Origin of the sequence: Halomonas sp. 328, from assembly GCF_015645095.1 — a bacterium.
GTDB lineage: Bacteria > Pseudomonadota > Gammaproteobacteria > Pseudomonadales > Halomonadaceae > Bisbaumannia.
In genome coordinates, this window is sequence record NZ_JADOTW010000017.1 from 12983 (window position 1) to 36769 (window position 23787).

23 protein-coding genes are annotated in these 23787 nt (G+C 69.4%); 19 read left to right on the forward strand and 4 right to left on the reverse strand.

The features are described 5' to 3' along the window. Positions 1-15 precede the first annotated feature (15 nt). The 8 genes from mltG (at position 16) to IHD13_RS10120 (ending at position 7571) form a co-directional block, all read left to right on the forward strand. The gene (gene mltG, locus IHD13_RS10085) at positions 16-1017 is read left to right on the forward strand and encodes an endolytic transglycosylase MltG (protein WP_195860919.1); all 1002 of its coding nucleotides are present in this window, start codon (positions 16-18) and stop codon (positions 1015-1017) included. Between the two features lie 29 nt (positions 1018-1046). Beyond that, complete coding sequence (gene tmk, locus IHD13_RS10090) at positions 1047-1700, forward strand: dTMP kinase (protein ID WP_195860920.1); 654 nt, start codon at positions 1047-1049, stop codon at positions 1698-1700. Continuing rightward, on the forward strand, positions 1691-2680 hold the full coding sequence (locus IHD13_RS10095; RefSeq protein ID WP_195860921.1) for a DNA polymerase III subunit delta': 990 nt from the start codon (positions 1691-1693) through the stop codon (positions 2678-2680). Before tmk ends, IHD13_RS10095 begins: the two co-directional genes overlap by 10 nt. 25 nt (positions 2681-2705) lie before the next feature. Next, complete coding sequence (locus IHD13_RS10100) at positions 2706-3041, forward strand: PilZ domain-containing protein (protein ID WP_195860922.1); 336 nt, start codon at positions 2706-2708, stop codon at positions 3039-3041. A 93-nt stretch (positions 3042-3134) separates the two neighbouring features. Continuing rightward, entirely contained in the window at positions 3135-3980 is an 846-nt protein-coding gene (locus IHD13_RS10105; protein WP_195860923.1) for a TatD family hydrolase, read from the forward strand. 11 nt (positions 3981-3991) lie between these two features. Then, the gene (locus IHD13_RS10110; RefSeq protein WP_195860924.1) at positions 3992-4558 is read left to right on the forward strand and encodes a DUF1285 domain-containing protein; all 567 of its coding nucleotides are present in this window, start codon (positions 3992-3994) and stop codon (positions 4556-4558) included. Beyond that, the gene (locus tag IHD13_RS10115; RefSeq protein ID WP_195860925.1) at positions 4549-6753 is read left to right on the forward strand and encodes an ATP-dependent helicase; all 2205 of its coding nucleotides are present in this window, start codon (positions 4549-4551) and stop codon (positions 6751-6753) included. Before IHD13_RS10110 ends, IHD13_RS10115 begins: the two co-directional genes overlap by 10 nt. Further along, on the forward strand, positions 6750-7571 hold the full coding sequence (locus IHD13_RS10120; RefSeq protein WP_195860926.1) for a sulfurtransferase: 822 nt from the start codon (positions 6750-6752) through the stop codon (positions 7569-7571). Before IHD13_RS10115 ends, IHD13_RS10120 begins: the two co-directional genes overlap by 4 nt. A 275-nt stretch (positions 7572-7846) precedes the next feature. Here IHD13_RS10120 and IHD13_RS10125 read toward each other — a convergent pair whose 3' ends face one another. Continuing rightward, complete coding sequence (locus IHD13_RS10125; protein ID WP_195860927.1) at positions 7847-9511, reverse strand: electron transfer flavoprotein-ubiquinone oxidoreductase; 1665 nt, start codon at positions 9509-9511, stop codon at positions 7847-7849. A gap of 462 nt (positions 9512-9973) precedes the next feature. Here IHD13_RS10125 and IHD13_RS10130 point away from each other — a divergent pair, with 462 nt between their 5' ends. The 8 genes from IHD13_RS10130 (at position 9974) to IHD13_RS10165 (ending at position 16817) form a co-directional block, all read left to right on the forward strand. After that, positions 9974-10726: an electron transfer flavoprotein subunit beta/FixA family protein gene (locus IHD13_RS10130; RefSeq protein WP_195860928.1), complete on the forward strand. Its 753-nt coding sequence runs from the start codon at positions 9974-9976 to the stop codon at positions 10724-10726. After that, a complete protein-coding gene (locus IHD13_RS10135; RefSeq protein ID WP_195860929.1) occupies positions 10723-11649 on the forward strand; it encodes an electron transfer flavoprotein subunit alpha/FixB family protein in 927 nt (308 codons plus the stop codon). The genes IHD13_RS10130 and IHD13_RS10135 overlap by 4 nt, the downstream gene beginning before the upstream one ends. Positions 11650-11804: 155 nt before the next feature. Further along, entirely contained in the window at positions 11805-12590 is a 786-nt protein-coding gene (locus IHD13_RS10140; protein WP_195860930.1) for a DUF3450 domain-containing protein, read from the forward strand. Continuing rightward, complete coding sequence (locus IHD13_RS10145) at positions 12587-13987, forward strand: MotA/TolQ/ExbB proton channel family protein (protein ID WP_195860931.1); 1401 nt, start codon at positions 12587-12589, stop codon at positions 13985-13987. The genes IHD13_RS10140 and IHD13_RS10145 overlap by 4 nt, the downstream gene beginning before the upstream one ends. After that, a complete protein-coding gene (locus IHD13_RS10150) occupies positions 13971-14504 on the forward strand; it encodes a MotA/TolQ/ExbB proton channel family protein (RefSeq protein WP_195860932.1) in 534 nt (177 codons plus the stop codon). Before IHD13_RS10145 ends, IHD13_RS10150 begins: the two co-directional genes overlap by 17 nt. Beyond that, a complete protein-coding gene (locus tag IHD13_RS10155) occupies positions 14497-14904 on the forward strand; it encodes an ExbD/TolR family protein (RefSeq protein WP_195860933.1) in 408 nt (135 codons plus the stop codon). Before IHD13_RS10150 ends, IHD13_RS10155 begins: the two co-directional genes overlap by 8 nt. After that, the gene (locus tag IHD13_RS10160) at positions 14901-15638 is read left to right on the forward strand and encodes an energy transducer TonB (protein WP_195860934.1); all 738 of its coding nucleotides are present in this window, start codon (positions 14901-14903) and stop codon (positions 15636-15638) included. Before IHD13_RS10155 ends, IHD13_RS10160 begins: the two co-directional genes overlap by 4 nt. A gap of 93 nt (positions 15639-15731) precedes the next feature. Then, the gene (locus IHD13_RS10165; RefSeq protein WP_195860935.1) at positions 15732-16817 is read left to right on the forward strand and encodes a hypothetical protein; all 1086 of its coding nucleotides are present in this window, start codon (positions 15732-15734) and stop codon (positions 16815-16817) included. Between the two features lie 63 nt (positions 16818-16880). Here the strand turns inward: IHD13_RS10165 and xthA are convergent, their stop codons facing one another. Both xthA and IHD13_RS10175 read right to left on the reverse strand, forming a co-directional pair. Further along, positions 16881-17708, reverse strand: coding sequence for an exodeoxyribonuclease III (xthA, locus tag IHD13_RS10170; protein WP_195860996.1), 828 nt, complete (start codon positions 17706-17708; stop codon positions 16881-16883). Beyond that, entirely contained in the window at positions 17708-17944 is a 237-nt protein-coding gene (locus tag IHD13_RS10175) for a hypothetical protein (protein ID WP_195860936.1), read from the reverse strand. The genes xthA and IHD13_RS10175 overlap by 1 nt, the downstream gene beginning before the upstream one ends. Positions 17945-18113: 169 nt before the next feature. Between IHD13_RS10175 and rhlB the strand changes: the two genes are divergently transcribed. After that, complete coding sequence (rhlB, locus tag IHD13_RS10180; protein WP_195860937.1) at positions 18114-19400, forward strand: ATP-dependent RNA helicase RhlB; 1287 nt, start codon at positions 18114-18116, stop codon at positions 19398-19400. Between the two features lie 140 nt (positions 19401-19540). After that, entirely contained in the window at positions 19541-21673 is a 2133-nt protein-coding gene (gene dinG, locus IHD13_RS10185) for an ATP-dependent DNA helicase DinG (protein WP_195860938.1), read from the forward strand. Between the two features lie 74 nt (positions 21674-21747). On the opposite strand, the gene IHD13_RS10190 is transcribed toward dinG, so the two are convergent. Beyond that, on the reverse strand, positions 21748-22824 hold the full coding sequence (locus tag IHD13_RS10190; RefSeq protein WP_195860939.1) for a 3-deoxy-7-phosphoheptulonate synthase: 1077 nt from the start codon (positions 22822-22824) through the stop codon (positions 21748-21750). 306 nt (positions 22825-23130) lie between these two features. Here IHD13_RS10190 and rpoE point away from each other — a divergent pair, with 306 nt between their 5' ends. Beyond that, complete coding sequence (rpoE, locus tag IHD13_RS10195; RefSeq protein WP_195860940.1) at positions 23131-23736, forward strand: RNA polymerase sigma factor RpoE; 606 nt, start codon at positions 23131-23133, stop codon at positions 23734-23736. Positions 23737-23787 lie beyond the last annotated feature (51 nt).

A 23787-nucleotide genomic window follows, 5' to 3' on the forward strand; every position in this document is an offset into this window, starting at 1 on the left:
TTCGAGGTGTCTTGCATGCGTGTGGTGAAATTTCTGGTGATCCTGCTGGTGCTGGGTGCGGCCCTGCTGGCAGGAGGCCATCAGTATTGGCAGAGTCGGCTCGCGGCGCCCATCGCAGTCGAGGAGCCGACCCTCTATGAGGTGCCCCGGGGCGCCGGCTACCAGCGGGTGGTCAGCGAGCTCGCCGCCCGCGAGATCATCGCCGACGAATGGGCCTTTCGGCTGCTCACCCGGCTGGAGCCGGAGAGCGTGCCCCGGCTGCGGGTCGGCGAGTACCTGCTCGAGCCGGGCATGAGCGGCCGCGAGCTGATCGACCTGCTGGGTAGCGATCGGGTGGTCACCTACCCCTTGACCATTCCCGAGGGCTGGACCTTCCGCCAGCTGCGTCAGGCCCTGGCCGAGGCGCCCAAGCTCGCCCAGGAGACCGCCGAGCTTGGCGACGACGAGATCATGGCCCTGATGGGGCGCGAGGGGGAACACCCCGAGGGTTGGTTCTTCCCCGATACCTACCGCTACCACAAGGGGCTCAGCGACCTGGAGATCCTGCGCCAGGCCCATCGCCGCATGGAAACCATCCTCGAGGAGGTCTGGGCCGAGCGGGTCGATGGCCTGACCATCGACTCCCCCTACGAGGCGCTGATCATGGCTTCCCTGATCGAGCGGGAGACCGGGGCGCCGGAGGAGCGTCGCGAGATCGCCGGGGTCTTCAAGCGACGCATGGAGCGGGGCATGCGCCTGCAGACCGACCCCACCGTGATCTATGGCATGGGCGAGCGTTATGACGGGCGCATCACCCGCGCCGACCTGCGCGAGGCGACCCCCTACAACACCTATGTGATCGATGGCATGCCACCCACCCCCATCGCCATGCCGGGACGAGCGTCCCTGGAGGCGGCGGTGGATCCGCTGCCCGGCGAGACCCTTTATTTCGTCTCCCGGGGTGACGGCACCCATCATTTCTCACGCACCCTGCGCGAGCACAACAACGCGGTGAACCGTTATATCCGCAACCGGTAACATCGTAGACACTCAGCCAAGGAGCCCGTATGTCGAGGCGCGGACGCTTTATCACCCTGGAGGGCGGCGAGGGGGTCGGCAAGACCACCAATGGCGCCCTGATCCGCACCTGGCTGGAGGCCCGGGGCATCGAGGTGGTGGCCACCCGGGAGCCTGGTGGCACCCCCGGCGCCGAGCGCATCCGCGAGCTGCTGCTGGCCGCGGATGGCGACGATCCCCTGTGTGATGAGGCCGAGCTGCTGCTGGTCTTCGCCGCCCGGGCCCAGCACCTGGCGCGCAAGATCCGCCCGGCCCTGGAACGCGGCGCCTGGGTGCTCTGCGACCGTTTCACCGACGCCACCTATGCCTACCAGGGGGCCGGCCGCGGCGGCGATATCGCCCAGATCGCCGTCCTCGAACGGCTGGTGCAGGGCGAGCTGCGCCCCGACCTGACCCTCCTGCTGGATATGCCGCTGGCCGCCTCCCAGGCGCGCCTGGCGAGCCGCCTGGCGGCCCAGGGGGAAGAGCGGGATCGCTTCGAGCAGGAGCGCGGTGCCTTCTTCGAGCGGGTGCGTCGGGGCTACCTGGCCCGGGCCGAGGCGGAACCGGAACGCATCGCGGTGATCGATGCCGCCCGTCCCCTGGAGCGGGTCCAGGCCGATCTCCTCGAACGCCTGGAAGCCGAGGTGGCGACATGGCGTTGATGCCCCGGCCCCTGCCCTGGCAGCAGACGCTCTGGCGTGGCCTGGTCGAGCGCCAGGATGCCGGGCGCCTGCCCCATGCGCTGCTCCTGGCCGGGGTGCCCGGGGTAGGCGGCGAGGCCCTCGCCGAGGCCCTGGTGGCGCGTAGCCTCTGTCAGTCACCGGGGGAGGTCGCCTGCGGCGAGTGTCATGGCTGCGCCATGCTGGCCTCCGGCTACCACCCCGACCTGTTGCGCGTGAGCCCCGCCGAGAAGAGCCGGTTGATCCGCATCGATGCGATTCGCGAGGTCAACGCCTTCGTGACCCAGACCGCCCAGCAGGGCGGCTACCGGGTGATCGTGCTGGCCCCGGCGGAGGCCATGAACCTGGCCGCCGCCAATGCCCTGCTCAAGAGCCTGGAGGAGCCGGGGGGCCGTACCCTCTTTATCCTGCTGGCGGAAGTGCCGTCGCGGATCCTGCCAACCATCCGCTCCCGCTGTCAGCAGCTCGCCCTGGGGTTGCCGGAGGCGGCGCCGGCCCGGGAGTGGCTGGGCCGGGAGCTCGGCGACCCGCAGCAGGCCGAGTTCTGGCTGCGGGTGGCGGGTGGTGCGCCCCTGCTGGCGCGTCAACTGGCCGCCCCCGAGGCCCGCACCCTGCGCCAGGACCTCCACGAGGCCTTCGACGCCCTGGTGCGCGGCGCCGAGCCGGTGGCGGAGGCGACCCGGCTGGGCGGTCATCCGCTGGAGCAGCTGCTGTGGTATGGTATCGACTGGCTCGAGGACCTGATTCGCTTCGGCCTCTCCGGGGATGAGCGGCGCCTGCGCAACCCGGATCTGCTAGCCCTCTATCGCCAGGCGGTCAAGAACGCCCGGGTGCAGGACTGGTTCCGCCTGCTGGACTACGCTCGAGAACAGCGGCGCCTGGTGGTCAGCGGCGGTAACCCCAATCCCCAACTGGCCCTGGAGGCCTGGCTGATTCGCTGGTCGGCGCTGCTGCGTTCCTGATTTCCTGCCCTGCCGGAGGCGTGCCATGAGTGGACAGAAGGCCCTGTCGTTGACGATTCATGATGTGCCGACCCTGCTGTCGGCCTATATGCCCTCCCTGGAGCGGGGCGGTATCTTCGTGCCCACCAAGGAGCGCTACGAGCTGGGGCAGGAGGTCTTCCTGCTGCTGACCCTGCCCGGCGAGAGCGAGCGCCTGCCGGTCACCGGCCAGGTGGTGTGGATCTCGCCCCCGGGGGTCAGTGGGCGCCGGGTGCCGGGCATCGGCGTGCACTTCCGCGCCGAGGACCAGGCGGTGCGCGACCGCATCGAGACCCACCTGGCCGGCCAGCTCGACAAGGGCGCCCCGACCTATACGCTCTAGCCCTGTCAACGAGTGGCTAGCAGCGCCTCATTACTGGTTATCGCCCGCCGCTTATCGTCGGCGCGATAGGATTTTTCTCTTCGGTGTTTTCCCATGTTTGTTGATTCCCACTGCCATCTCGACCGCCTCGACCTGAGCGCCCACGACGGCGACCTGAATGCCGCCCTGGACGCCGCCCGGGCCCGGGACGTGCGTCAGTTCCTGGCCATCGCCGTGACCCTCGACGAGGTGCCGGGCATCGCCGAGATCGCCCGCGCCCACGACGACGTGGTGATCTCCGCCGGCGTGCACCCGCTGCACGGCGTCGAGCGCGAGCCCGAGGTGAGCGATATCGTCGAGTGCGCCGAGCGCTTTGGCGCCGTGGCCATCGGCGAGACCGGCCTCGATTACCACTACCTGGACAAGACCCCGGACAAGGTGCCCTCCCGGGAACTGCAGCTCGAGCGCTTTCGCCGCCACCTGGTGGCGGCCCGGGAGCTGGAGCTGCCGGTGATCATCCATACCCGGGAGGCCCGGGAGGATACCCTGGCGCTGATCCGCGACGAGGTGGATCCGGCGGTGGGCGGCGTGCTGCACTGCTTCACCGAGGACCTGGACATGGCCCGGGAGGCGGTGCGCCATGGCTTCTATGTGTCGCTCTCCGGCATCGTCACCTTCCGCAACGCCACCGCCATTCGCGAGCTGGCCCGGCGCATCCCCCTGGACCGGCTGCTGATCGAGACCGACAGCCCCTACCTGGCCCCGGTGCCCCATCGTGGCAAGCCCAACGAGCCCCAGTGGGTGGTGGAAGTGGCCGAGGCGATCGCCGCCGAGCGCGGCATCAGCGTCGACGAGGTGGCCATGCAGACCACCGCCAACTTCTATCGGCTGTTCCGCGCCGCCGCCCCGGAGGCCCCCGCCGAGGTACGCCAGTCGCTGGCCCAGGCGGGCCTGATATAAGGAGCCGCCCCATGTCCCTGGAACCCCTGCTGGCCCATCTGGCGCCCCTGGGCTCGACGCCGCCCCTGGAACGCTGGGATCCGCCCCTGAGCGGCGACATGGACCTGACCATCGACGCCGAGGGACACTGGATCCATGAGGGGGTGCCGATCCGCCGGGCGGCCCTGGTGCGGCTGCTGGCCAGCATCCTGCGCCGCGAGGCGGACGGTCACCACTACCTGGTGAGCCCCGAGGAGAAGTGGCGCATCCGGGTGGTGGATCGGCCGCTGCTGATCGTCGACGCCGACCGGGACGAGAGCGGCGACTGGTGGCTGACCACCCAGGTGGGGGAGCGGGTGCGCCTGGATGGCGAGACCCCCCTGAGCCTGAGCCGGACCCCCGAGGGCACCCGGGTGCCGGAGCTGGCCCTGCGCCATGGCCTGAGCGGGCGCCTCAATCGGCCCCTCTTCTATCGCCTGGTGGAGGCCGCCGAGCAGCGCCGGCAGGGCGAGATCCTGGCCCTGGGGCTGACCAGCGGCGGTCACTGGCACCCCCTGGGCTGTCTCGACGCGGAGGGGAACGAGGTGGCATGCGACTGACCGAGGAGCAGCGGGCGGTGGTCGCCCACCGGGGCGGGCATGCCCGGGTCGCCGCCGTGGCCGGGGCCGGCAAGACCACCACCCTGGTGGCGCGGGTGCTCGAGCTGCTGGCCCGGGGCGTGCCGCCGGAGCGAGTGCTGGTGCTGATGTTCAACCGCTCGGCGCGGGAGGACTTCACCGCCAAGCTGGCCCGCCACGCCCCCGCCGGCCAGCGGCTGCCGGACGTGCGCACCTTCCACTCCCTGGGCCATCGACTGACCCAGAGCCTGACCCGCTGGGGCGTGCTGGCCCCCCGCCAGCTGCTGACCCAGGAGTGGCAGCGCGAGCGCCTGCTGCGCCAGGCCACTCTCCAGGCCCTGGGGGAGGGCACCGAGGTGGAGGGCGCCCTGGAGCCGGAGACCCTGGAGGCCTTCGGTCACTTCTGCGAGCTGGTCAAGGCCGAACTGGTGGCCCCGGAGCGGCTCTACGAGCGGCTCGCCCTGGGCCCCGAGACGCGCCACTTCGTCGCCGCCTATGGCCACGCCGAGCAGCTCCTCGCCGATCATGGCCAGATGACCTACGCCGACCTGCTCTATCGGCCGCTGACGGCGCTGGCGGCGGATCCGCGGCTCCAGGCCCGGGTACAGGGCTACCTGGACGAGGTGATCATCGACGAGTACCAGGACATCAACGCCGCCCAGCAGCGCCTGCTGGCGATGCTGGCCGGCGACCGGGCGGCGGTGATGGCGGTGGGCGACGCCAATCAGTGCATCTACGAGTGGCGGGGCGCCCATCCGGACACCATGCTGGAGGACTTCACCGCCACCTTCGGTGCCGCCCGGGACTACCCGCTCTCTACCACCTTCCGCCACGGCCATGCCCTGGCCCTGGCCGCCAACCACGCCATCGCCGCCAACCGGCGCCGCCCGAACCAGCTCTGCCTGGCGGCCCCGGACAACCCCCAAACCCGCCTCGACCTGGCCCAGGGCAGCGCCCGCCTGGTGGAGGCCCTGGGCGACTGGCAGGGTGGGGGGCGCGGCCTCGACGAGGCCTGCGTGCTGGTGCGTAGCTGGGCCCTCTCGGTGCCGGTGCAACTGGCGCTGCTGCGCGCCGGCATCCCCTTCCGGCTGAGCCGGGAGGACCGCTTCGTCTTTCGCCTGCCCCTGGTGCAGGCCCTGGCCGGTTACCTGGAGGTAGCCCGGGACGGGCGCCACCTGCGTGATCCCGAGCGCCTGGCCCTGCTGTTCGCCCAGCCGACCCCCTTCGTACCCCACGAGCGCCTCCATGCCCTGGTGCGTCACCTGGCCGAGACCCAGGCCTACCCGGAACGCCATGACCCGCTGCTGGCCGGCCTCAAGCCGATCCAGCGGCGCAACCTCAAGCGCCGCTGGGAGCTGCTCTGCGACCTGCCGAAGCGGGGCCGCTGGCCGGCGGATCGCCTCTTGACCCATGTGGTGGAGCGCCTGGATGCCGAGAAGGTGCTCAAGCGCGCCGCGGCGCGCCGCGAGAAGGGCGAGGAGGACGTGCGCCTGCTGGACGTGCTGGTGGAGCAGGCCGCCGAACTGGGCAGCGACCCGGAGGCCTTTATCGCCCTGCTGCGCAGCCCGGTGGAGAACCGCGACGATGGGGTGCTGATCACCACGGTGCATGGCGCCAAGGGTCTGGAGTGGCCCCTCGTCGCCCTATGGGGCGCCAACGAGGAGGACTTTCCCCACTACAGCCGCGACACCCCCCTCGACGAGGCGCGCCTGGAGGAGGAGCGGCGCCTCTACTACGTGGCCATCACCCGGGCCAGGGAGCGGCTGCTGCTGCTCCACGATGGTGGGGCGCATCCGCCCAGCCGCTTCCTGGCCGAGACCCACTGGGCCCAGTGCAATCGCCTGGCCGAGGCCCTGGCGGCGCCCCAGGCGATCACCGAGCCGTTGCCGGTCGCCGCGGCGCCGCTGGTGGCGGACTACCTGCGTCGCCAGGGGATCGAGCTGCCCCTGGAAGCGGCGGCGTCCGGCGTGGCCAGTCCCGCCGCCGACTACCGGGGCGAGGCGCCGCCGCGGCCCGGTCAGCGCCTGCGCCATGCGGTCTTCGGCGAGGGCGAGGTGCTGGTGGTGGAGGGGGAGCCCCATGACCCGGTGATCGAGGTACGCTTTACCCAGGCCGGCCGGCGGCGCCTGATCGCGCGCCGTGCCCCCATCGAATGGTTACCCGGAGCCCCCGCATGAGTTATCCGCTGATTACCGCCGACGAATTGCGTGGCCTGATCGAACGCCAGGCGCCGCTGCGCATCCTCGACTGTCGCGCCCGCCTGGGCGACCCCGAGGCGGGGCGCCACCTGTGGCGGCAGGGCCACCTGCCGGGCAGCCAGCACCTGGACCTGGATCGCGACCTGGCGGCGCCGCCGGGGGAGGGCGGTCGCCACCCCCTGCCGAGCCGCGACGCCTTCACCGCCAGCCTGCAACGGCTGGGCCTTGGTCCCGAGGCGACGCTGGTGGTCTATGACGATAGGGGCGGCCAACTGGCGGCGGCCCGGGCCTGGTGGATGCTGGCCCGCTGGGCGGGGCATCCGGCGGTGCGGGTGCTGGATGGTGGCCTGGCCGCCTGGCAGGCCGCCGGCGGTGTCTTGGAGATCGAGGTGGAGAGCGAAGCGCTCCCGCTCGAGCCAAGCGACTGGACGCCGTCTTTCGACGATGGCGCCTGGGTCACCGCGGACGCCCTTCTGACCGAGTCGCCGCGCCTGGTGGATGCCCGAGGCGAGGCGCGCTTTCGCGGCGAGGAAGAGCCCATCGACCCGGTGGCGGGGCATATCCCCGGCGCCCGCTGTCACCCCAGCGCCGCCAACCTGACCGCCGAGGGGCGCTTCCGGCCCGCCGAGGCGCTGGCCCGGGCGCTGCCCGAGGCCGAGGTGGCCTACTGCGGTTCCGGGGTCACCGCCTGCCATAACATCCTCGCCTATGCCGTGGCCGGGCGGCCCCTGCCGCGCCTCTACGCGGGTTCCTGGAGCGAGTGGATCCGCGATCCCGACCATCCCATCGAGCGCTGATAAAGCAACGCCTCCCCGGGTGTTGGCCGGGGAGGCGTTGTACATGGTGTCGGCGGGCATCGGGAAGGGTGGGCTCGCTTCGCGCCGGGACGAAACCCCGACGCTGCGCGAGCCGGCTGACGCGCACAAGGCCGGATCAAGGTCCCTCTTGCCGGCCAAAATCGACATCCCTGTCGATTTGCGCTAGCCGGCTCGCTTGGCATCGGCATCCCGGCGAACCCGCTCGCCAACCTTTCCCGATGCGCTATCCTGCGTCGCCTTCCGGCGAAGCCGGGTTACATATTCGGGTAGTTGGGCCCGCCGCCGCCTTCCGGCGCCACCCAGGTGATGTTCTGGGCCGGGTCCTTGATATCGCAGGTCTTGCAGTGCACGCAGTTCTGGAAGTTGATCTGGAACTGCGGCTTGCCGTCGTCGCCCTCGACCACCTCATAGACCCCCGCCGGGCAGTAGCGCTGGGCGGGCTCCGCGTATTCGGGCAGGTTGTCGCGGATCGGCAGCTCGGGATCGGCGAGCCGCAGGTGACAGGGCTGATCCTCCTCGTGGTTGGTGTTCGACAGGAACACCGAGGAGAGCTTGTCGAAGGAGAGCTTGCCGTCCGGCTTGGGGTAGTCGATCTTCTCGAACTCGCTGGCCGGCTTGAGCCGGGCGTGATCCTCGGTGGTGTCGTGGACATTGGGCAGCTTGCCACCGAGCAGCTGGTTGACGAAGTTGTAGGCGCCGCCGCCGACGGTGCCGTACTTGTGGATCGCCGGGCCGAAGCTGGCGGATTCCTTGAGCTCGGCGTAGGCCCAGCTGGCTTCCCATTTCTCGGTGAAGGCGGTGAGCTCCTGGCCGCCCTCGTCGCCCTTGGCGATGGCCTCGAAGACCGCCTCGGCGGCCACCAGGCCCGACTTCATGGCGGTATGCAGGCCCTTGATCTTGGCGAAGTTGAGGGTGCCGGCGTCGCAACCGATCAACAGGCCCCCGGGGAAGGTCATCTTTGGCAGGCAGTTGAGGCCGCCCTTGGTGATGGCCCGGGCACCATAGGCGACCCGCTTGCCGCCGGAGAGGTGCTTGGCCAGCACCGGGTGGTGCTTCATGCGCTGGAACTCGTCGAAGGGCGAGAGCCAGGGATTCTGGTAGGAGAGGTCCATGATCAGGCCGACCACCACCTGGTGGTTCTCGGCGTGATAGAGGAACCAACCGCCATGGGTGGACTTGTCCAGGGGCCAGCCGGAGCCGTGCAGCACCAGGCCGGGCTCGTGCTGTTCGGCGGGAATGTCCCACAGCTCCTTCAAGCCGATGCCGTAGTGCTGGGGATCGCGACCGGCCGCCAGGTCATACTGCTGGATCAGGCGCTTGCCGATATGGCCCCGGGCGCCCTCGGCGAAGAGGGTGTACTTGGCGCGCAGCTCCATGCCGGGCATATGGCCGTCCTTGGGCTGGCCATCGGCGCCGACGCCCATATCGCCGATCAGGATGCCCTTGACCACGCCGTCCTCGACGATCGCCTCCTGGGCGGCGAAGCCGGGGAAGATCTCCACGCCCAGCCCCTCGGCCTGCTCGGCCAGCCAGCGGCAGAGGTTGCCGGCGCTGATCACGTAACGTGTCAGGTCGCCGCCGGTGTTATGCATGGACTTGGGCACCAGGGCATTGGGCAGCCTCAATGCCTTCTCGGCATCCTTGAGCAGGTAGACCTCGTCACGGGTGGCCGGGGTGGTCAGGGGCGCGCCGCGCTCCTGCCAGTCGGGGAAGAGCTCGGCCAGGGCGCGGGGCTCGAAGACCGCCCCGGAGAGGATATGGGCGCCCACCTCCGAGCCCTTCTCCACCACGCAGACCGTCAGTTCCTGACCGGCGTCATTGGCCTGCTGCATCAGCCGGCAGGCCGCCGACAGGCCCGAGGGGCCGGCGCCGACGATCACCACATCGAATTCCATCGAATCGCGTTCTACCTGTTCCACCTTGTTCTCTCCTCGAATGCGTCGGGTAACCCAGCGCCCCTGGCCATGGCCGTTGCATCAGCGTCGGGAGGCGTCAGCGTTGCTTGTAAAGTCACTGTCCCCGGGGCGTTTCTCGTGTCGCCTGACCGATATTGTGCGGGATTCCGCCGGGCCTTGATAGGTCGTGGTGTGTCCAGCGTAATTTAAAACGGTCGTTTGCTTCTAGTCTTTGCCCATGATATGCATAATAGAAATTCCGAGACACCCCTACCAAGGGCGACCTCGGAAGGGTGGCCAGGCGAGATCCGGGCCCTCCCGGGCGGCGCGGCCGTTGTCGTCACCCCGCCCGCTGTGGCAGATTGACAACACTTTACCCGGGCGGCCTATCAAACGCTCGACCGAATATCTAACGAAGGGTTACAAGAACCAGCCCTCCGGTTCTAACCACACGGGTTCGACTTTCCTGAACCAAGCGAGGACACCATGAAAGTACTCGTCGCGGTCAAACGCGTCATCGATTACAACGTCAAGATCCGCGTCAAGCCGGATCACTCCGACGTCGACCTCACCAACGTCAAGATGGCCATGAACCCCTTCTGCGAGATCGCCGTGGAAGAGGCGGTGCGCTTGAAGGAGAAGGGCGTGGCGACCGAGGTGGTGGCCGTGACCGTGGGGCCCAAGGCGGCTCAGGAGCAGCTGCGCACCGCCCTGGCCCTGGGGGCCGACCGGGCCATTCATGTGGAGACCGACGTTCCCGTCGAGTCCCTGGCCGCCGCCAAGGTATTGGCCAAGGTGGTCGAGGAGGAGCAGCCGGGGCTGGTGATCCTCGGCAAGCAGGCCATTGACAGCGACAACAACCAGGTGGGCCAGATGCTGGCGGCGCTCGCCGGCCTGCCCCAGGGCACCTTCGCCTCGGAAGTCGTGATCGAGAACGACAAGGCCCAGGTGACCCGCGAGATCGATGGCGGCCTGCAGACCGTCGAGTTGACCCTGCCGGCCATCGTCACCACCGACCTGCGCCTGAACGAGCCGCGCTACGCCAAGCTGCCGGACATCATGAAGGCCAAGAAGAAGCCGCTGGACGTCAAGTCGCCGGCCGATCTCGGCGTCGACATCGCCGGCCGCGTCAAGCTGCTCAAGGTCGAGCCGCCGGCGGAGCGTCAGGCCGGCATCAAGGTGGGCTCCGTGGACGAGCTGGTCGAAAAACTGAAGAATGAAGCGAAGGTGATTTCATGAGCATCCTGGTACTCGCCGAACATCATGACGGCCAGCTGAGCAGCGCCACCGCCCATGTGGTCGCCGCCGCGAAGCAGATCGGTGGCGATATCCACGTCCTGGTGGCCGGTGAAGGCGTTGCCGCCATCGCCGAGGCCGCCGCCAAGCTCGATGGCGTGGCCAAGGTGCGCGTCGCCGATCACGCCGTCTATGCCCACCAGCTGGCCGAGCCCCTGGGCGACCTGCTTGTCGAGCTCGCCGGCGACTATGGTCATGTATTGGCTGCGGCCTCCACCACCGGCAAGAACGTGCTGCCCCGCGTCGCCGCGCTGAAGGACGTCGGCCAGCTCTCCGAGATCATCGCCGTGGAGAGCGCCGATACCTTCCGCCGCCCCATCTACGCCGGTAATGCCATCGCCACCGTGCAGAGCGAGGATGCCCTCAAGGTGATCACCGTGCGCGCCACCGCCTTCGATGCGGTGGGTGAGGCGGGTGGCGCCAGCATCGAGGCCGTGGAGAGCGTGGTCGACAACACTCGCTCGACCTTCGTGAAAGAAGCCCTGGCCGAGTCCGACCGCCCCGAGCTGGGCAGTGCCCGGGTGGTGATTTCCGGCGGCCGCGGCATGGGCAACGGCGAGAACTTCAAGCTGCTCGACGGCATCGCCGACAAGCTGGGCGCGGCCATCGGCGCGTCCCGGGCCGCGGTGGATGCCGGCTTCGTGCCCAATGACATGCAGGTGGGCCAGACCGGCAAGATCGTCGCCCCGGACCTCTATATCGCCGTGGGCATCAGTGGTGCCATCCAGCACCTGGCGGGGATGAAGGACTCCAAGGTGATCGTCGCCATCAACAAGGACGAGGAGGCGCCGATCTTCCAGGTTTCCGATTACGGCCTCGTGGCCGATCTCTTCCAGGCCCTGCCGGAACTCGAGCAGAAGCTGTAAGAGCGATCGAGCGCAGATCGAGGCTTCAAGCTGAGCCGGCCCCCAAGCGGGGCCGGCTTTTTACTGGGTGGCGCATCATGATGATTGATAATTATTATTGTTCGGGTTAGCGTATTGCACCGCTCGATCATCATTTCAGGGAGGCGAGAGTGAAGATGACCGCCAGAGAGTCATGGCGTGCCCGCGGGCTGGGGGGAATCCTGTTCCTGACCCTGGCCCTGCCTACGTTGGCGGAGACGCCCCTGGCCGAGAGCCTGGAGGCCCAGCGGACTCAGGCGGCGCTGCAGGCGCGCATCGATGGCGCCGATGACGAGAGTCGCGCCATGCTCGAAGAGCTGCGCCGCCTGGAGGGGGAAACCCGCCGCCTGAGGCAGGCAAGCGAGCGCCTGGCGCCGGGACTCGAGACCCGCGCCGAGCGCCTCGATCGGCGCGAGGCGGCCCTCGATGCCCTGCATGACACCCGTGACGCCCTGCCCGAGTTGCAGGAGGCCCTGATCGAGCGCCTCGACGCCTGGATCGACGCCGACCTGCCTTTCCTGGTCGAGCAACGCCGAGCCCGGGTCGCCAGCCTGGAGGCCAGCCTCGTCGACCCCGACCTCAATGACGCCGAACGCCTGGAACGCATCCTGGCCGCCTGGCGCAGCGAGCTCGACTATGGGCGCGAGATGGATGCCTGGCGTGGCTACCTGAACGACGATCAGGCGCGCCGCGAGGTGGACTTCCTGCGCCTGGGGCGCGTCGGTTTCTACTACCTGACACCGGACGGTCGCCAGGGCGGCGTCTGGCTGGCGGAGTCGGGGGAGTGGGCTGCCCTGGAGGACGCCGAGCGACGCCAGGTGCGCCAGGGGTTACGCATGGCCCGTGACCAGAGGGCGCCGGAGTTGCTACGGCTGCCGGTTTCTCAGCCCCTGGAGAATCAGCTGGCGGAGGATGACGCATGACCCTGTTGCGACGTGGTGCCATCGGGTTGCTGAGTGCCTGGCTGGTCATCGGCTTGCTGGCGCCGGCCCAGGCCCAGGCCCAGGTGGGCGGCGAGCCGGCGAGTAGCCTGCGTGCCGAGCGAGAGGCCGCCGAGGCCCGCGACCAGGCGCGTCTGGCCGAGCTGCTGGACGACCGGGAGGCCCTGGGTGAGGCCCTGCAGGCGGCACGGGAGCGTCATGCCGAGGTCGAGGCGCGCCACCAGGCGCTCGCCGAGCGCGAGGCGCGGCTCGAGGCCCGTCGCGAGGCCCTGGCCGAGCGTCAGGCCGAGCAGGATGCCGGGCTCTCCAGCATCCTCGCCAGCCTGGCTCGCCATAGCGGTGAGCTGCGCGATGACCTGGCGGAGAGCTGGGTCGGTATCGCCGGTGCCGACTTGCCGCCGCGCCTGGAAGGGGAAGAGGTGCTGGCGCTCAGCGATGTGGAAGCCTTCGCTGATGCCCTGATGGGGCTGACCGCCGAGACCGCCCGCGTGGTGCGTTTCGAGGCGCCGGTGGCCGGGGTGGACGGCGAGATTCGTCAACGCCCGATCGTGCGCCTGGGCGATTTCGCCGCCTTTACTCCCGAGGCCCTGTTGCGCTTCGGGGCGGGGGATGCGGCCCTGGCGATCGCCGAGGGCGCCCCGCGTGATGTCGTCGCGGAGCTGGCCGCCTTCCACGCCGGCGAGTCGCGGCGGCTTGCCATCGATCCCACCCATGGGCAGGTACTGGCGGCCCTGGCCCAGCAGCCGAGCCTCTGGGAGCGTTTCCATCAAGGCGGTGCGGTGGGCTATGTGGTGGTAGCCCTCGGCATTGCCGGCTTGCTGGTGGCGGTACTGCAGTACGCCTACCTGCTGCGGGTGAGCCTGGCGGTGCGTCGCCAGCGTCGCGACCTGGGCGAGTTGCGTGACGACAACCCCCTGGGGCGGGTGCTGGCACGTTTCCGCGCCCTCTCCGGTGAGGAGTCTCGCCCGGTGCCGGAGGCCCTGGAGGCGCGCCTCGACGAGGCGGTGCTGGCCGAGCTGCCGCGCCTGGAGCGGGGCCAGCCGCTGGTCAAGCTGCTGGCCGCGGTGGCGCCGTTGCTGGGGCTGCTGGGCACCGTGACCGGCATGATCGTCACCTTCCAGGCGATCACCGTCTTCGGTACCGGCGATCCTCAGTTGATGGCCGGCGGCATCAGCCAGGCCCTGGTCACCACCGTGCTGGGGCTGATCACCGCCGTGCCGCTGCTCTTCGCCCATACCGCCCTGAGCGCCCGCAGTCGTCAATTGGCCGGGGTAGTGGAGGGGCTGGCCAGTGCCGCCCTGGCCGAGCACCTCGAGGGGCGTGGCGACGTTGCCCCCCAGACCCGGGAGCGCGAGCGTCGTGATGCCGCTCTGGCTTGAACCCCTGGAACGCCTGGTCGAGGCGGGCGGGGCGGTGCTGGTGGTGATTGCCCTGGTGGCCATGCTGCTCTTCGCCATGGCCGTGGAGCGGGTCTGGTACTTTCGCATCACCTACCGCCGCGCCCGGCGCGAGTTGATTCGCGGCTGGGTGGCGCGGCCCGACCACACTAGCTGGAGCGCCCTGGCCCTGCGCGAGGCCTGGACCCAGGCGTTGCTGCGCCGCCTGCGTCGCCCGCTTCCCTGGCTCAGGCTGTTGGTGGGGCTCTGTCCGCTGCTCGGGCTGCTGGGCACCGTCACCGGCATGATCAGCGTCTTCGACAGCCTGGCGCTGAGCGACAGTGGCCAGGCTCGGGCCATGGCCGATGGGGTGGCTCGGGCCACCCTGCCCACCCTCACCGGCATGGCCGTGGCGGTGGTGGGACTGCTCTTCACCAGCCGCCTGGAACATATCATTCGCCGCGAGGACCAGCGTCTGCACGATCGCCTGGCTCGGGCCGTGGAGGAACGTCATGCGTAGGCGCCGTCTCGTCGCCGATGGCGGCGACGCCAATGAAGTCAACCTGACCCCCATGCTGGACGTGGTCTTTATCATGTTGATCTTCTTTATCGTCACCACCAGTTTCATCAAGGAGAGCGGGGTCGAGATCCAGCGCCCCGAATCGAGTGCCGCCTCGCCCCAGGCGGATGCCCAGGTGATGGTGGCCATCACCGCCGAGGGGGCGGTCTGGGTGGATGGGTGGGCCGTGGACCGGCACCGGGTCGGCGACAGCGTGGCGGGGCTGGTCAGCGGCGATGGCTCGGTGGTGATCCAGGCCGATCGCGAGGCCGCCACCGGCCTGCTGATCGAGGTGATGGACCGCATTCGCGAGGCCGGGGTGGAGCAGGTGGCGGTGGCCGCCACCCGGAGTGGTTCATGACCCGGGTGCCCGTCTCGGCGCTGGGCGGAGCCGCCCTGGCGCTGCTGCTGTTCTGGCTGCTGGCGCTGCTGGTGGCGCCGCCGGAGGCGGAGATCGACGTCCTCGATGCCCCCCTGAGCATGAACCTGGTGGAGGCCCCCGAGGCCGTGCCCGAGGAGGTCGCCGCCGAGGCGCCGCCGCCGGCGGAGGTCGCGCCGCCCCCACCGCTGCCCGAGCCGGCGCCCCCCCAGGCGAGTCCGGTCAGCCTGCCGGAGCCGGAGCTGCCGCCCCAGGAGGTCGAGCCGGTGGAGTTCGATGAGCCCTTGCCGGAGCTGGTGGAGGCGCGCCCTGATCCCGTGCCCGAGCCGAGCCCGGAACCCACGCCCGAGCCGAGCCCAGCGCCGGCGCCGAATCCGGCGCCTAGCCCCAGCGAGGCGCCGGCCGAACCCGCCGGGGCCCCGGCCCAGGGCCAGCCCAGTGCCGCCCCGGTGGAGGTGGGGGCCCTGGCTCCCACCAGTCGCGTGCCGCCGGATTACCCCAGCCGGGCCCAGCGGCGTGGCATCGAGGGCCATGTGGAACTGCGCTTCTTGATTCGTGCCGATGGCAGCGTGGATGCCGACTCCATTCAGGTGATCTCGGCCCAGCCGCGTAACGTCTTCGATCGCGCCGCTCGTCAGGCGGTGGCCCGCTGGCGCTTCGAGCCGGCCCAGGGGCTGCGTCGGGCCCAGCAGCGGCTGGAATTCCAGCTAAGGTAAGCCTGCCGGTGTTCCGATCGCTTTCGCGCCCCTGGTGGCGGCGCTCGCTGCCCCCATCCATGGGCTGGAATTCCAGCTAAGGTAAGCCTGCCGATGTTCCGATCTCTTTCGCTCTCGATACTGCTGATACTTAGCCTCCTTGCCACCCCGGCGTTGGCCGAGCCGGCGTTGCCCGGGGCCACCATCCGTGATCTGGAGGCCTTGCAGCAGCGCCTGTCGGCGGGGGAGGGGGCGGCGGTGGCCGAGCGCGCCGCCGCCCAGGTCGAGCGCTTGGTGGCCGGCAATGCCGCCGACCGGTGGGCCGCCGCCCTCTATGCTCAGCTGGCCGCCCGTGGCGAGGCCAGCGCCGGTCGCCACGCCGCCGCCGCCGATCACTTGGCCCAGGCGCGTGCGCTGGTCAGCGACGGCGAGCGCCGTGGCCGCTGGTTGCGCCAGGAGGCCGAGCTGCGGCTGGCCGCGGGGCAGACCGCCCAGGGCGCCGAGCTGCTGGAGGCCTGGGTACGGAATCACCCTGGGGAGCGGGCGCCCCGCTGGCGCCTGGTGCGTGCCCTGGCCGAGCTGGAGCGCTGGGAGGCCGCCGCCGACTGGTTACCGGAAGGCGGCTCGCCCCGCCAGCAGGCCCTGGCCGCCACCGTCTACCAGCGCGCCGGCCGTGGAGGCGAGGCCCTGGCACGCCTGGAGGCGCGGCTCGAGGAAGGGGCCGACGCCGAGACCTGGCGCCGTGCCGTGGGGCTGGCCCAGCGGCTGGGTCGCCATGTCCAGGCCGCGGCCCTCTGGGAGGCGGCCTGGCGGGAAGGCATCTTCGCCGGCAGCGAGGATCTCGAGCAGCGGGTTCGCCTGCACCTGGCCGGGGGCACCCCGGCCCGGGCCGCCGAGCTGCTGGAGGCCGCCCTGGCCGAGGGGGCCCTGGAGGAGCGTCTCGAGTATCGGCGCCTGCTGGCCCAGGCCTGGGAAGCGGCCCGGGACCGCGAGCGCGCCCTGGATGCCTGGCATGCGCTGGCCGAGGCCAGTGGCCTGGCCGAGGATTGGCTCGACCTGGGGCGGCTGGCTTATGCCTGGGGGCGGGACGAGGTCGCCGCCGATGCCTGGGGGCGGGCGGCGGCCCTGGGGGAGGCGCGGGCCGAGGCCTGGCTGGCCGCTTTGGCTCCCGCCGAGACCCTTGATCAAGCCCTGGATTAGGCCCCTAGTGGCATGTCGCAGGTCGGGTAAGCGAGCCGAGGCGAGCGCGCCCGACGGGGTCGATTAGAGGGCCAGCTCGGTCCACACCGGGGCGTGATCCGAGGGCCGCTCCATGCCGCGCAGGACGTAGTCGATGCCGGCATCCTCGACCCGCTCCGCCAGGGGCGCGGTGACCAGGATATGGTCGATGCGCAGGCCCCGCTTGGGCTCGCGATCGAAGCCCTTGGAGCGATAGTCGAACCAGCTGAAGCGATCATCCACTTCCGGGTAGCGGATCCGGTAGCTGTCCACCAGGCCCCAGGCCTTGATGCCCTCGAGCCACTCCCGCTCCACCGGCTGGAAGCTGGTCTTGCCTTCGCGGAGCCAGCGCTTGCGGTTGGCCTCGCCGATGCCGATGTCGATATCCTCCGGGGAGATATTGAAGTCGCCCATGATCGCCAGGCGCTCCTCCGGGCGGTGATCCTCGGTCAGCAGCCGCTTCAGCTGAGCATAGAAGTGGCGCTTATGGGGAAACTTCACCGGGTGGTCGACATTCTCCCCCTGGGGGAAGTAGCCGTTCCATACCGTCAGCGGCTCACCGCCGCCGGGGCGCAGGCGGACCCCGATCATCCGTCGCTGGGCCTCGTCGGCATCATCCGGGAAACCGTAGTGGATGGCCTCCGGCTCGCCACACTGGGCGAGGTCGATCATCAGCGCCACCCCGTAGTGCCCCTTCTGGCCATGGTAGACGACGCGATAACCCAGGGCCTCCACCGCCTCGCGGGGAAACTCCGGATCATCCACCTTGGTCTCCTGCAGGCCGATCAGCGCCGGGCGCTGATTCGTCACCAGCGCCTCCAACTGATGGAGGCGGGCACGGATGCCGTTGATATTGAAGGACACCAGGCGCATCATTCGTCGTCCTTGGCGGGGCGCTGTGGGTGAATCTCGATCCGCGGGGCCTGCTCCTGGCGGGCCTGCTTGCGCTCCGCCTGACGCTTGCGCTGGTCGGCCTTCTTCTGCTGGAAGCGTTGCGACGACCCCACCTCGTCGGGGTTCTCGTGGCGCCACTTCTTGTAGTCCTTGCGCCGGCCGGTGCGGATGGTCACCCGGTCGGCCAGGGAGCGAGTCTTCTTCTTGCGGGTCATGAGTAGCGGCTCCATTGCGCGTTGGCCGCCTATTCTAGCAGGGCGGCCGGTGCCTGAGACAGCTTGGCGAGCCCTGACGGCCAAGCCCTGCTACAATAGCGGGCTTGGAATCGCCCGGGCATGTCGCCAGGCCACATCCACTGAACGATTTGGGACAGAATCACAGCCTATGAGCGAGTCGGATAACCCCACAGCAGCGGCGCCGCAGTCGGCCCAGAACCGCAAACCCAAGCGTCGGCGTCGCAAGCCGCGCAAGTCCGGATCCGGCTGGGACCTGCGCCAGTTCCAGGTGCCGGCGGTGGCGGGCAAGTGGCGCTTTCATGATTTCGATCTGCCGCTGCCCCTGATGCGGGCCATCCACGCCCTGGGCTTCGAATACTGCACCCCGATCCAGGCCGAGGCCCTGGCCAAGACCCTGCTGGGGGGCGACGTGGTGGGCAAGGCCCAGACCGGCACCGGCAAGACCGCGGCCTTCCTGATCTCGATCCTTGCCTATTTCCTCGAGGAGGAGGCGCCGGATGGCCAGAAGCCCGGCGCGCCCCGGGCGCTGATCGTCGCGCCGACCCGTGAGCTGGCGCTGCAGATCGAGAAGGATGCCAAGGCCCTGGCCCGCTTCACCCAGCTCAATGTGGCCAGCGTCGTCGGTGGCATGGACTACCAGAAGCAGCGCGACAGCCTGGGCAAGAAGCTCGATATCCTGGTCGCGACGCCGGGGCGGCTGCTCGACTTCCACGAGAAGCGGGACGTCGACCTGACCCAGGTCGAGGTGCTGGTGCTCGACGAGGCGGATCGCATGCTCTCCATGGGCTTTATCCCCGACGTCAAGCGCATCATTCGCCATACCCCCAAGAAGGAGGAGCGCCAGACCTTCCTCTTCTCGGCCACCTTCACCGAGGACATCCTCAACCTGGCCAGTCAGTGGACCCACGAGCCGGCCCAGGTGGAGATCGCCGTCACCGTCGATAATCAGGCGGATATCGACCAACGCGTCTATATGCTCAGCGATGCCGACAAGCAGCGCCTGCTGGTCAAGCTGCTGCAGCAGGAGAGCTTCGAGCGGGTCATCGTCTTCGGCAACCGCCGCGACCTGGTGCGCAAGCTCGACGAGCTGCTGCGTCAGGCCGGCATCAACGTGGCCATGCTCTCCGGCGATGTGCCCCAGAATCAGCGCATCACGACCCTGGAGCGTTTCCGCGAGGGGGAAGTGCAGGTGCTGGTGGCCACCGACGTGGCCGGCCGCGGCCTGCATATCGATGACGTCAGTCACGTGATCAACTACACCCTGCCGGAGGATCCGGAGGATTACGTTCACCGTATCGGCCGTACCGGCCGGGCCGGCGCCAAGGGCGTCTCGATCAGCTTCGTGGGCGAGGAAGATGCCTTCTCGCTGCCGGAGATCGAGCGCTATATCGACGCCAAGCTGCCCTGCGAGCATCCGCCGGAAGGCCTGCTCTAACGGCAGCTGGAAGCTATAAGCTGTAAGCCTTAAGTAAAGGGCTTGCAGCTTCGGCGTATCCGCTTATTCAGCCAGGTTGGGCTCTGCTGGAATGTGTTTCTCTTACGGCTTAAGGCTTAAGGCTTACAGCTTGGATGCTTATGCTTGACGAGGCCTTGAAGGGCGAGATCCAGACCGCCTACCGGCGCCTGCTGGAGGGGCTCGAGCTGACGCCCCGCTACGGGCAGCGGCTGATGATCGCCGAGATCGCCCGCACCCTGGCCGGTATCCAGGCCGATGAGGCCGGCAAGCGGCTCAGCGACGAGCACATCTGCGTGCTGGAGGCGGGCACCGGCACCGGCAAGACCCTGGCCTACCTGCTGGCGGCCCTGCCGGTGGCCAAGGCTCGCGGCAAGCGCCTGGTGGTGGCCACCGCCACCGTGGCCCTCCAGGAACAGGTCCTGCACCAGGACCTGCCGCTGCTCAAGACCCATAGCGGCCTCGAGTTCGACTTCGCCCTGGCCAAGGGGCGCGGGCGCTACCTCTGCGTGGCGCGCCTCGACCAGGCCCTGGAGGGCGGCGAGGAGAATCCCACCCTGGCGCTCTTCGAGCAGGCCCTCGACAGCGGCGACGACTTCCAGGCCCTGGCCAAGGCCATGGGCGAGTCCTATGGCGGCGGGCACTGGGAGGGCGATCGCGACGCCTGGCCCGAGGCCATCGACGACGCCCACTGGCGGCGCCTGACCATCGACCATCGCCAGTGCACCAATCGTCGCTGCGGTCACTTCTCCGCCTGCGCCTTCTTCCGCGCCCGGCGGCGCCTGGAGGGCGCCGATGTCATCGTCGCCAACCACGACCTGGTGCTGGCGGACCTGGCCCTGGGCGGCGGGGTGGTGCTGCCGGCCCCCGGCGAGTGCATCTATGTCTTCGACGAGGGGCACCACCTGCCGGACAAGGCGGTCGAGCACTTTACCCATCGCTTCGCCGTCAACGGCGCCCTGCGCTGGCTTTCCACCCTCAAGAAGTCGCTCACCGAGCTCAATGCGGCGCTCGCCGTGCAGCCCACCCTGGCGCGCCTGCTGGCGACCCTGCCGGAGGCCCTGGCGGTGCTGGAGCCGCGCCTCGGCGAGGTGTTCGGCCTGGCCCACCAGCTCGCCGAGCTACCGGAGGGGGCCGGCGAGAGCGCCCAGCACCACCGCTTCCCCATGGGCGAGGCGCCCCAGGCCCTGCGCGATCAAGCCGCCGCCCTGGTACCGGTATTCGCCGAGATGAGCCGCACCCTGGAGAGCATGGCGGATATCCTCCGCGAGAGCCTCGACCCGGAGAAGTCCACCGGCCTGCCCCGGGAGCAGGCCGAGGCCTGGCTGCCCCTGGTGGCCCTGCTGCATGGCCGGGCCCTGGAGGCCCATGCCCTGTGGCTGGCCTTCGCCGAGCAGGACGACCCCGCCGAGCCGCCCCGGGCCCGTTGGCTGACCTTCGAGCGCTTCCAGGGGGAGCCGGAGCTGGCGATCTCGGCGAGCCCGGTGTCGGCGGCGTCGACCCTGGCCCGGCACCTCTGGGGCAGCTGCTATGGCGCCGTGGTCACCTCGGCCACGCTGACCGCCCTGGGGCGCTTCGAGCGCCTCCAGGAGCGCGCCGGCCTGGCCAATCGCTACCGCTACCAGCGCCTGCCCAGCCCCTTCGACTACTCCCGGGCGGTGCTCAGCGTGCCCCGGGAGGCGGTGGACCCGGGCAATCGCGAGGCCCACGAGGCGGCGATCCTCGACTTTATCGGCGGTCTCGGCGCCGACGAGGCGGTGCTGATGCTGTTCTCCTCCCGGGCCCAGCTGCGCGCCGTGGAGAAGGCCCTGCCCAAGTCGCTGGCCGAGCGGGTGCTGGCCCAGGACCGCCTGCCCAAGCGCGAGCTGATCGAGCGCCACCGGGCGCGGGTGGATCAGGGGCAGGGCAGCATCATCTTCGGCCTGGCCAGCTTCGCCGAGGGCATCGACCTGCCCGGCGCCTACCTGACCCATGTGGTGATCACCCGGCTGCCCTTCGCGGTGCCCGACGATCCGGTGGGGGCGACCCTGGCGGAGTGGATCGAGAGCCGCGGCGGCAACGCCTTCATGCGCATCAGCGTGCCGGACGCCTCCATCAAGCTGGTGCAGGCCTGCGGGCGGTTGATTCGCAAGGAGGCCGACGCCGGGCGCATCACCCTGCTCGATCGCCGGGTGCTGACCCGCCGCTATGGGCGTGCCCTGCTCGATGCCCTGCCGCCCTTCGTGCGCGAGATCGACGGGGTGCGCCAGGGCTAGGCCCAGCTCGTTGCCCTGGCCGAAAACGACAGGGCCCGCCAGTTGGCGGGCCCTGTCGTTAGGGGGGGGAGGGATCAAGCGCGCTGGCGCGTCGGCAGCACCGGCTTGAGCTTCTCGTCCATGCGATGCATGGCCTCTTCGGTGGCATCCCAGTCGATGCAGGCATCGGTGATGGAGACGCCGTACTGCAGTTGGCTGCGATCCGCCGGTACCTTCTGGTTGCCCCAGCCGATATTGGACTCGACCATCAGGCCCATGATGGAGTGGTTGCCCTCGAGGATCTGGTTGGTGACGTTCTCCAGGACCAGGGGCTGCAGGGCCGGGTCCTTGTTGGAGTTGGCGTGGGAGCAGTCGACCATGATGTTGGGCTTGAGGCCGGCCTTCTTCAGTTCCTGCTCGGCGAGTGCCACGCTGACGCTGTCATAGTTGGGCTTGCCGTTGCCGCCGCGCAGCACCACATGGCCGTAGGCGTTGCCGCGGGTGCGGATGATCGCCACCTGGCCCCCCTGGTCGATGCCCAGGAAGTTGTGCGGGTGGGCCACCGACTGCAGGGCATTGATGGCCACGTCCAGGCTGCCGTCGGTACCGTTCTTGAAACCGACCGGGCAGGAGAGCCCCGAGGCCATCTCGCGGTGAGTCTGGGACTCGGTGGTACGGGCGCCGATGGCGGACCAGCTGATGCAGTCCTGCAGGTACTGGGGAGAGATCGGGTCCAGCGCCTCGGTGGCCAGGGGCAGGCCCATCTCGGAGAGCTCCACCAGCAGGCGGCGGGCGATATGCAGCCCCTCCTCGATCTCGAAGGAGTCGTTCATATGGGGGTCGTTGATCAGCCCCTTCCAGCCCACGGTGGTGCGCGGCTTCTCGAAGTAGACGCGCATCACGATCAGCAGGCTCTCCTTGACCTCGTCGGCCAGGCGGCGCAGGCGGCGGGCATAGTCCAGGGCGGCGTCCACGTCATGGATGGAGCAGGGCCCCACCACCACCAGCAGGCGCGGGTCCTCGCCGTCGAGGATGCGCTGGATGGCCCGGCGTCCCTCGATCACGCTGCGTTCGGCCTCCTCGGTCAGGGGAATCTCCTGCTTGAGGGCCTCGGGGGTGATCAGGACGTCCTGGGCAAGAACATTGAGATTGTTGACCTGCTGTTGTGACATGCGGCTACCTGTGATGAATCGCGCGGTAATATAAGGGTGTGTCCGAGTAGGCTTCTACTATCGCTCGCCGTCTAGGCGGAAATCAATCGTACCATGGAACTCGCCGCCGTCGGCGCAGTCCCACCCCCTCGTGAGTTGCGCGCATGCCGCTTGATGGAATGCCGATAAACAGGAACACTTACGCTAATCCATCACTCCTGCCAGGTTAAGGTCGACGTCTATGATGCCCCCCCTTGTCACTCTCCCCATCAGTCAGGCCGCGCCATCTCCCCTGGCGCCATGCGCCGCCCGGATGGGGAGGGGGTAATGGGCAACCGGGAAACCGACCAGCGCCTCGTCGAGCGGGCGCAGCAGGGCGACACTCGGGCCTTCGATCTGCTGGTCAAGAAGTACCAGCACAAGATTCTTGGCCTGATCGGGCGCTATGTGCACGATCAGGCCGAGGTTCAGGACGTGGCCCAGGAGGCCTTTATCAAGGCCTACCGGGCGCTGGGCAAGTTCCGCGCCGAGAGCGCCTTCTATACCTGGATGTACCGCATCGCCATCAATACCGCCAAGAATCACCTGGTCTCCCGGGGGCGGCGGCCGCCGGGCAGCGATCTGGATATCGTCGATGCCGAGATCCTCGATCATAGCGGCCGGCTCTCCGATACCGAATCGCCGGAGGCTTCCATGGCTCGGGATCAACTGGAGGCGGCGGTCTTCGAGGCCATCGAGCAGCTCCCCGAGGACCTGCGCACCGCCATCACCCTGCGCGAGTTCGATGGCCTCTCCTACGAGGATATCGCCAATGTGATGGACTGCCCGGTGGGCACGGTGCGCTCGCGGATCTTCCGCGCCCGGGAAGCGGTGGATCGTCATATTCAGCCGTTGGTGACCACCTCGCGGACCCAGGACATGATCTCCGAGTGAGGCGAGGCGAATCTTTTGCCAGGTGGCTGAACTGTTGGCGGTCCTTGGCGT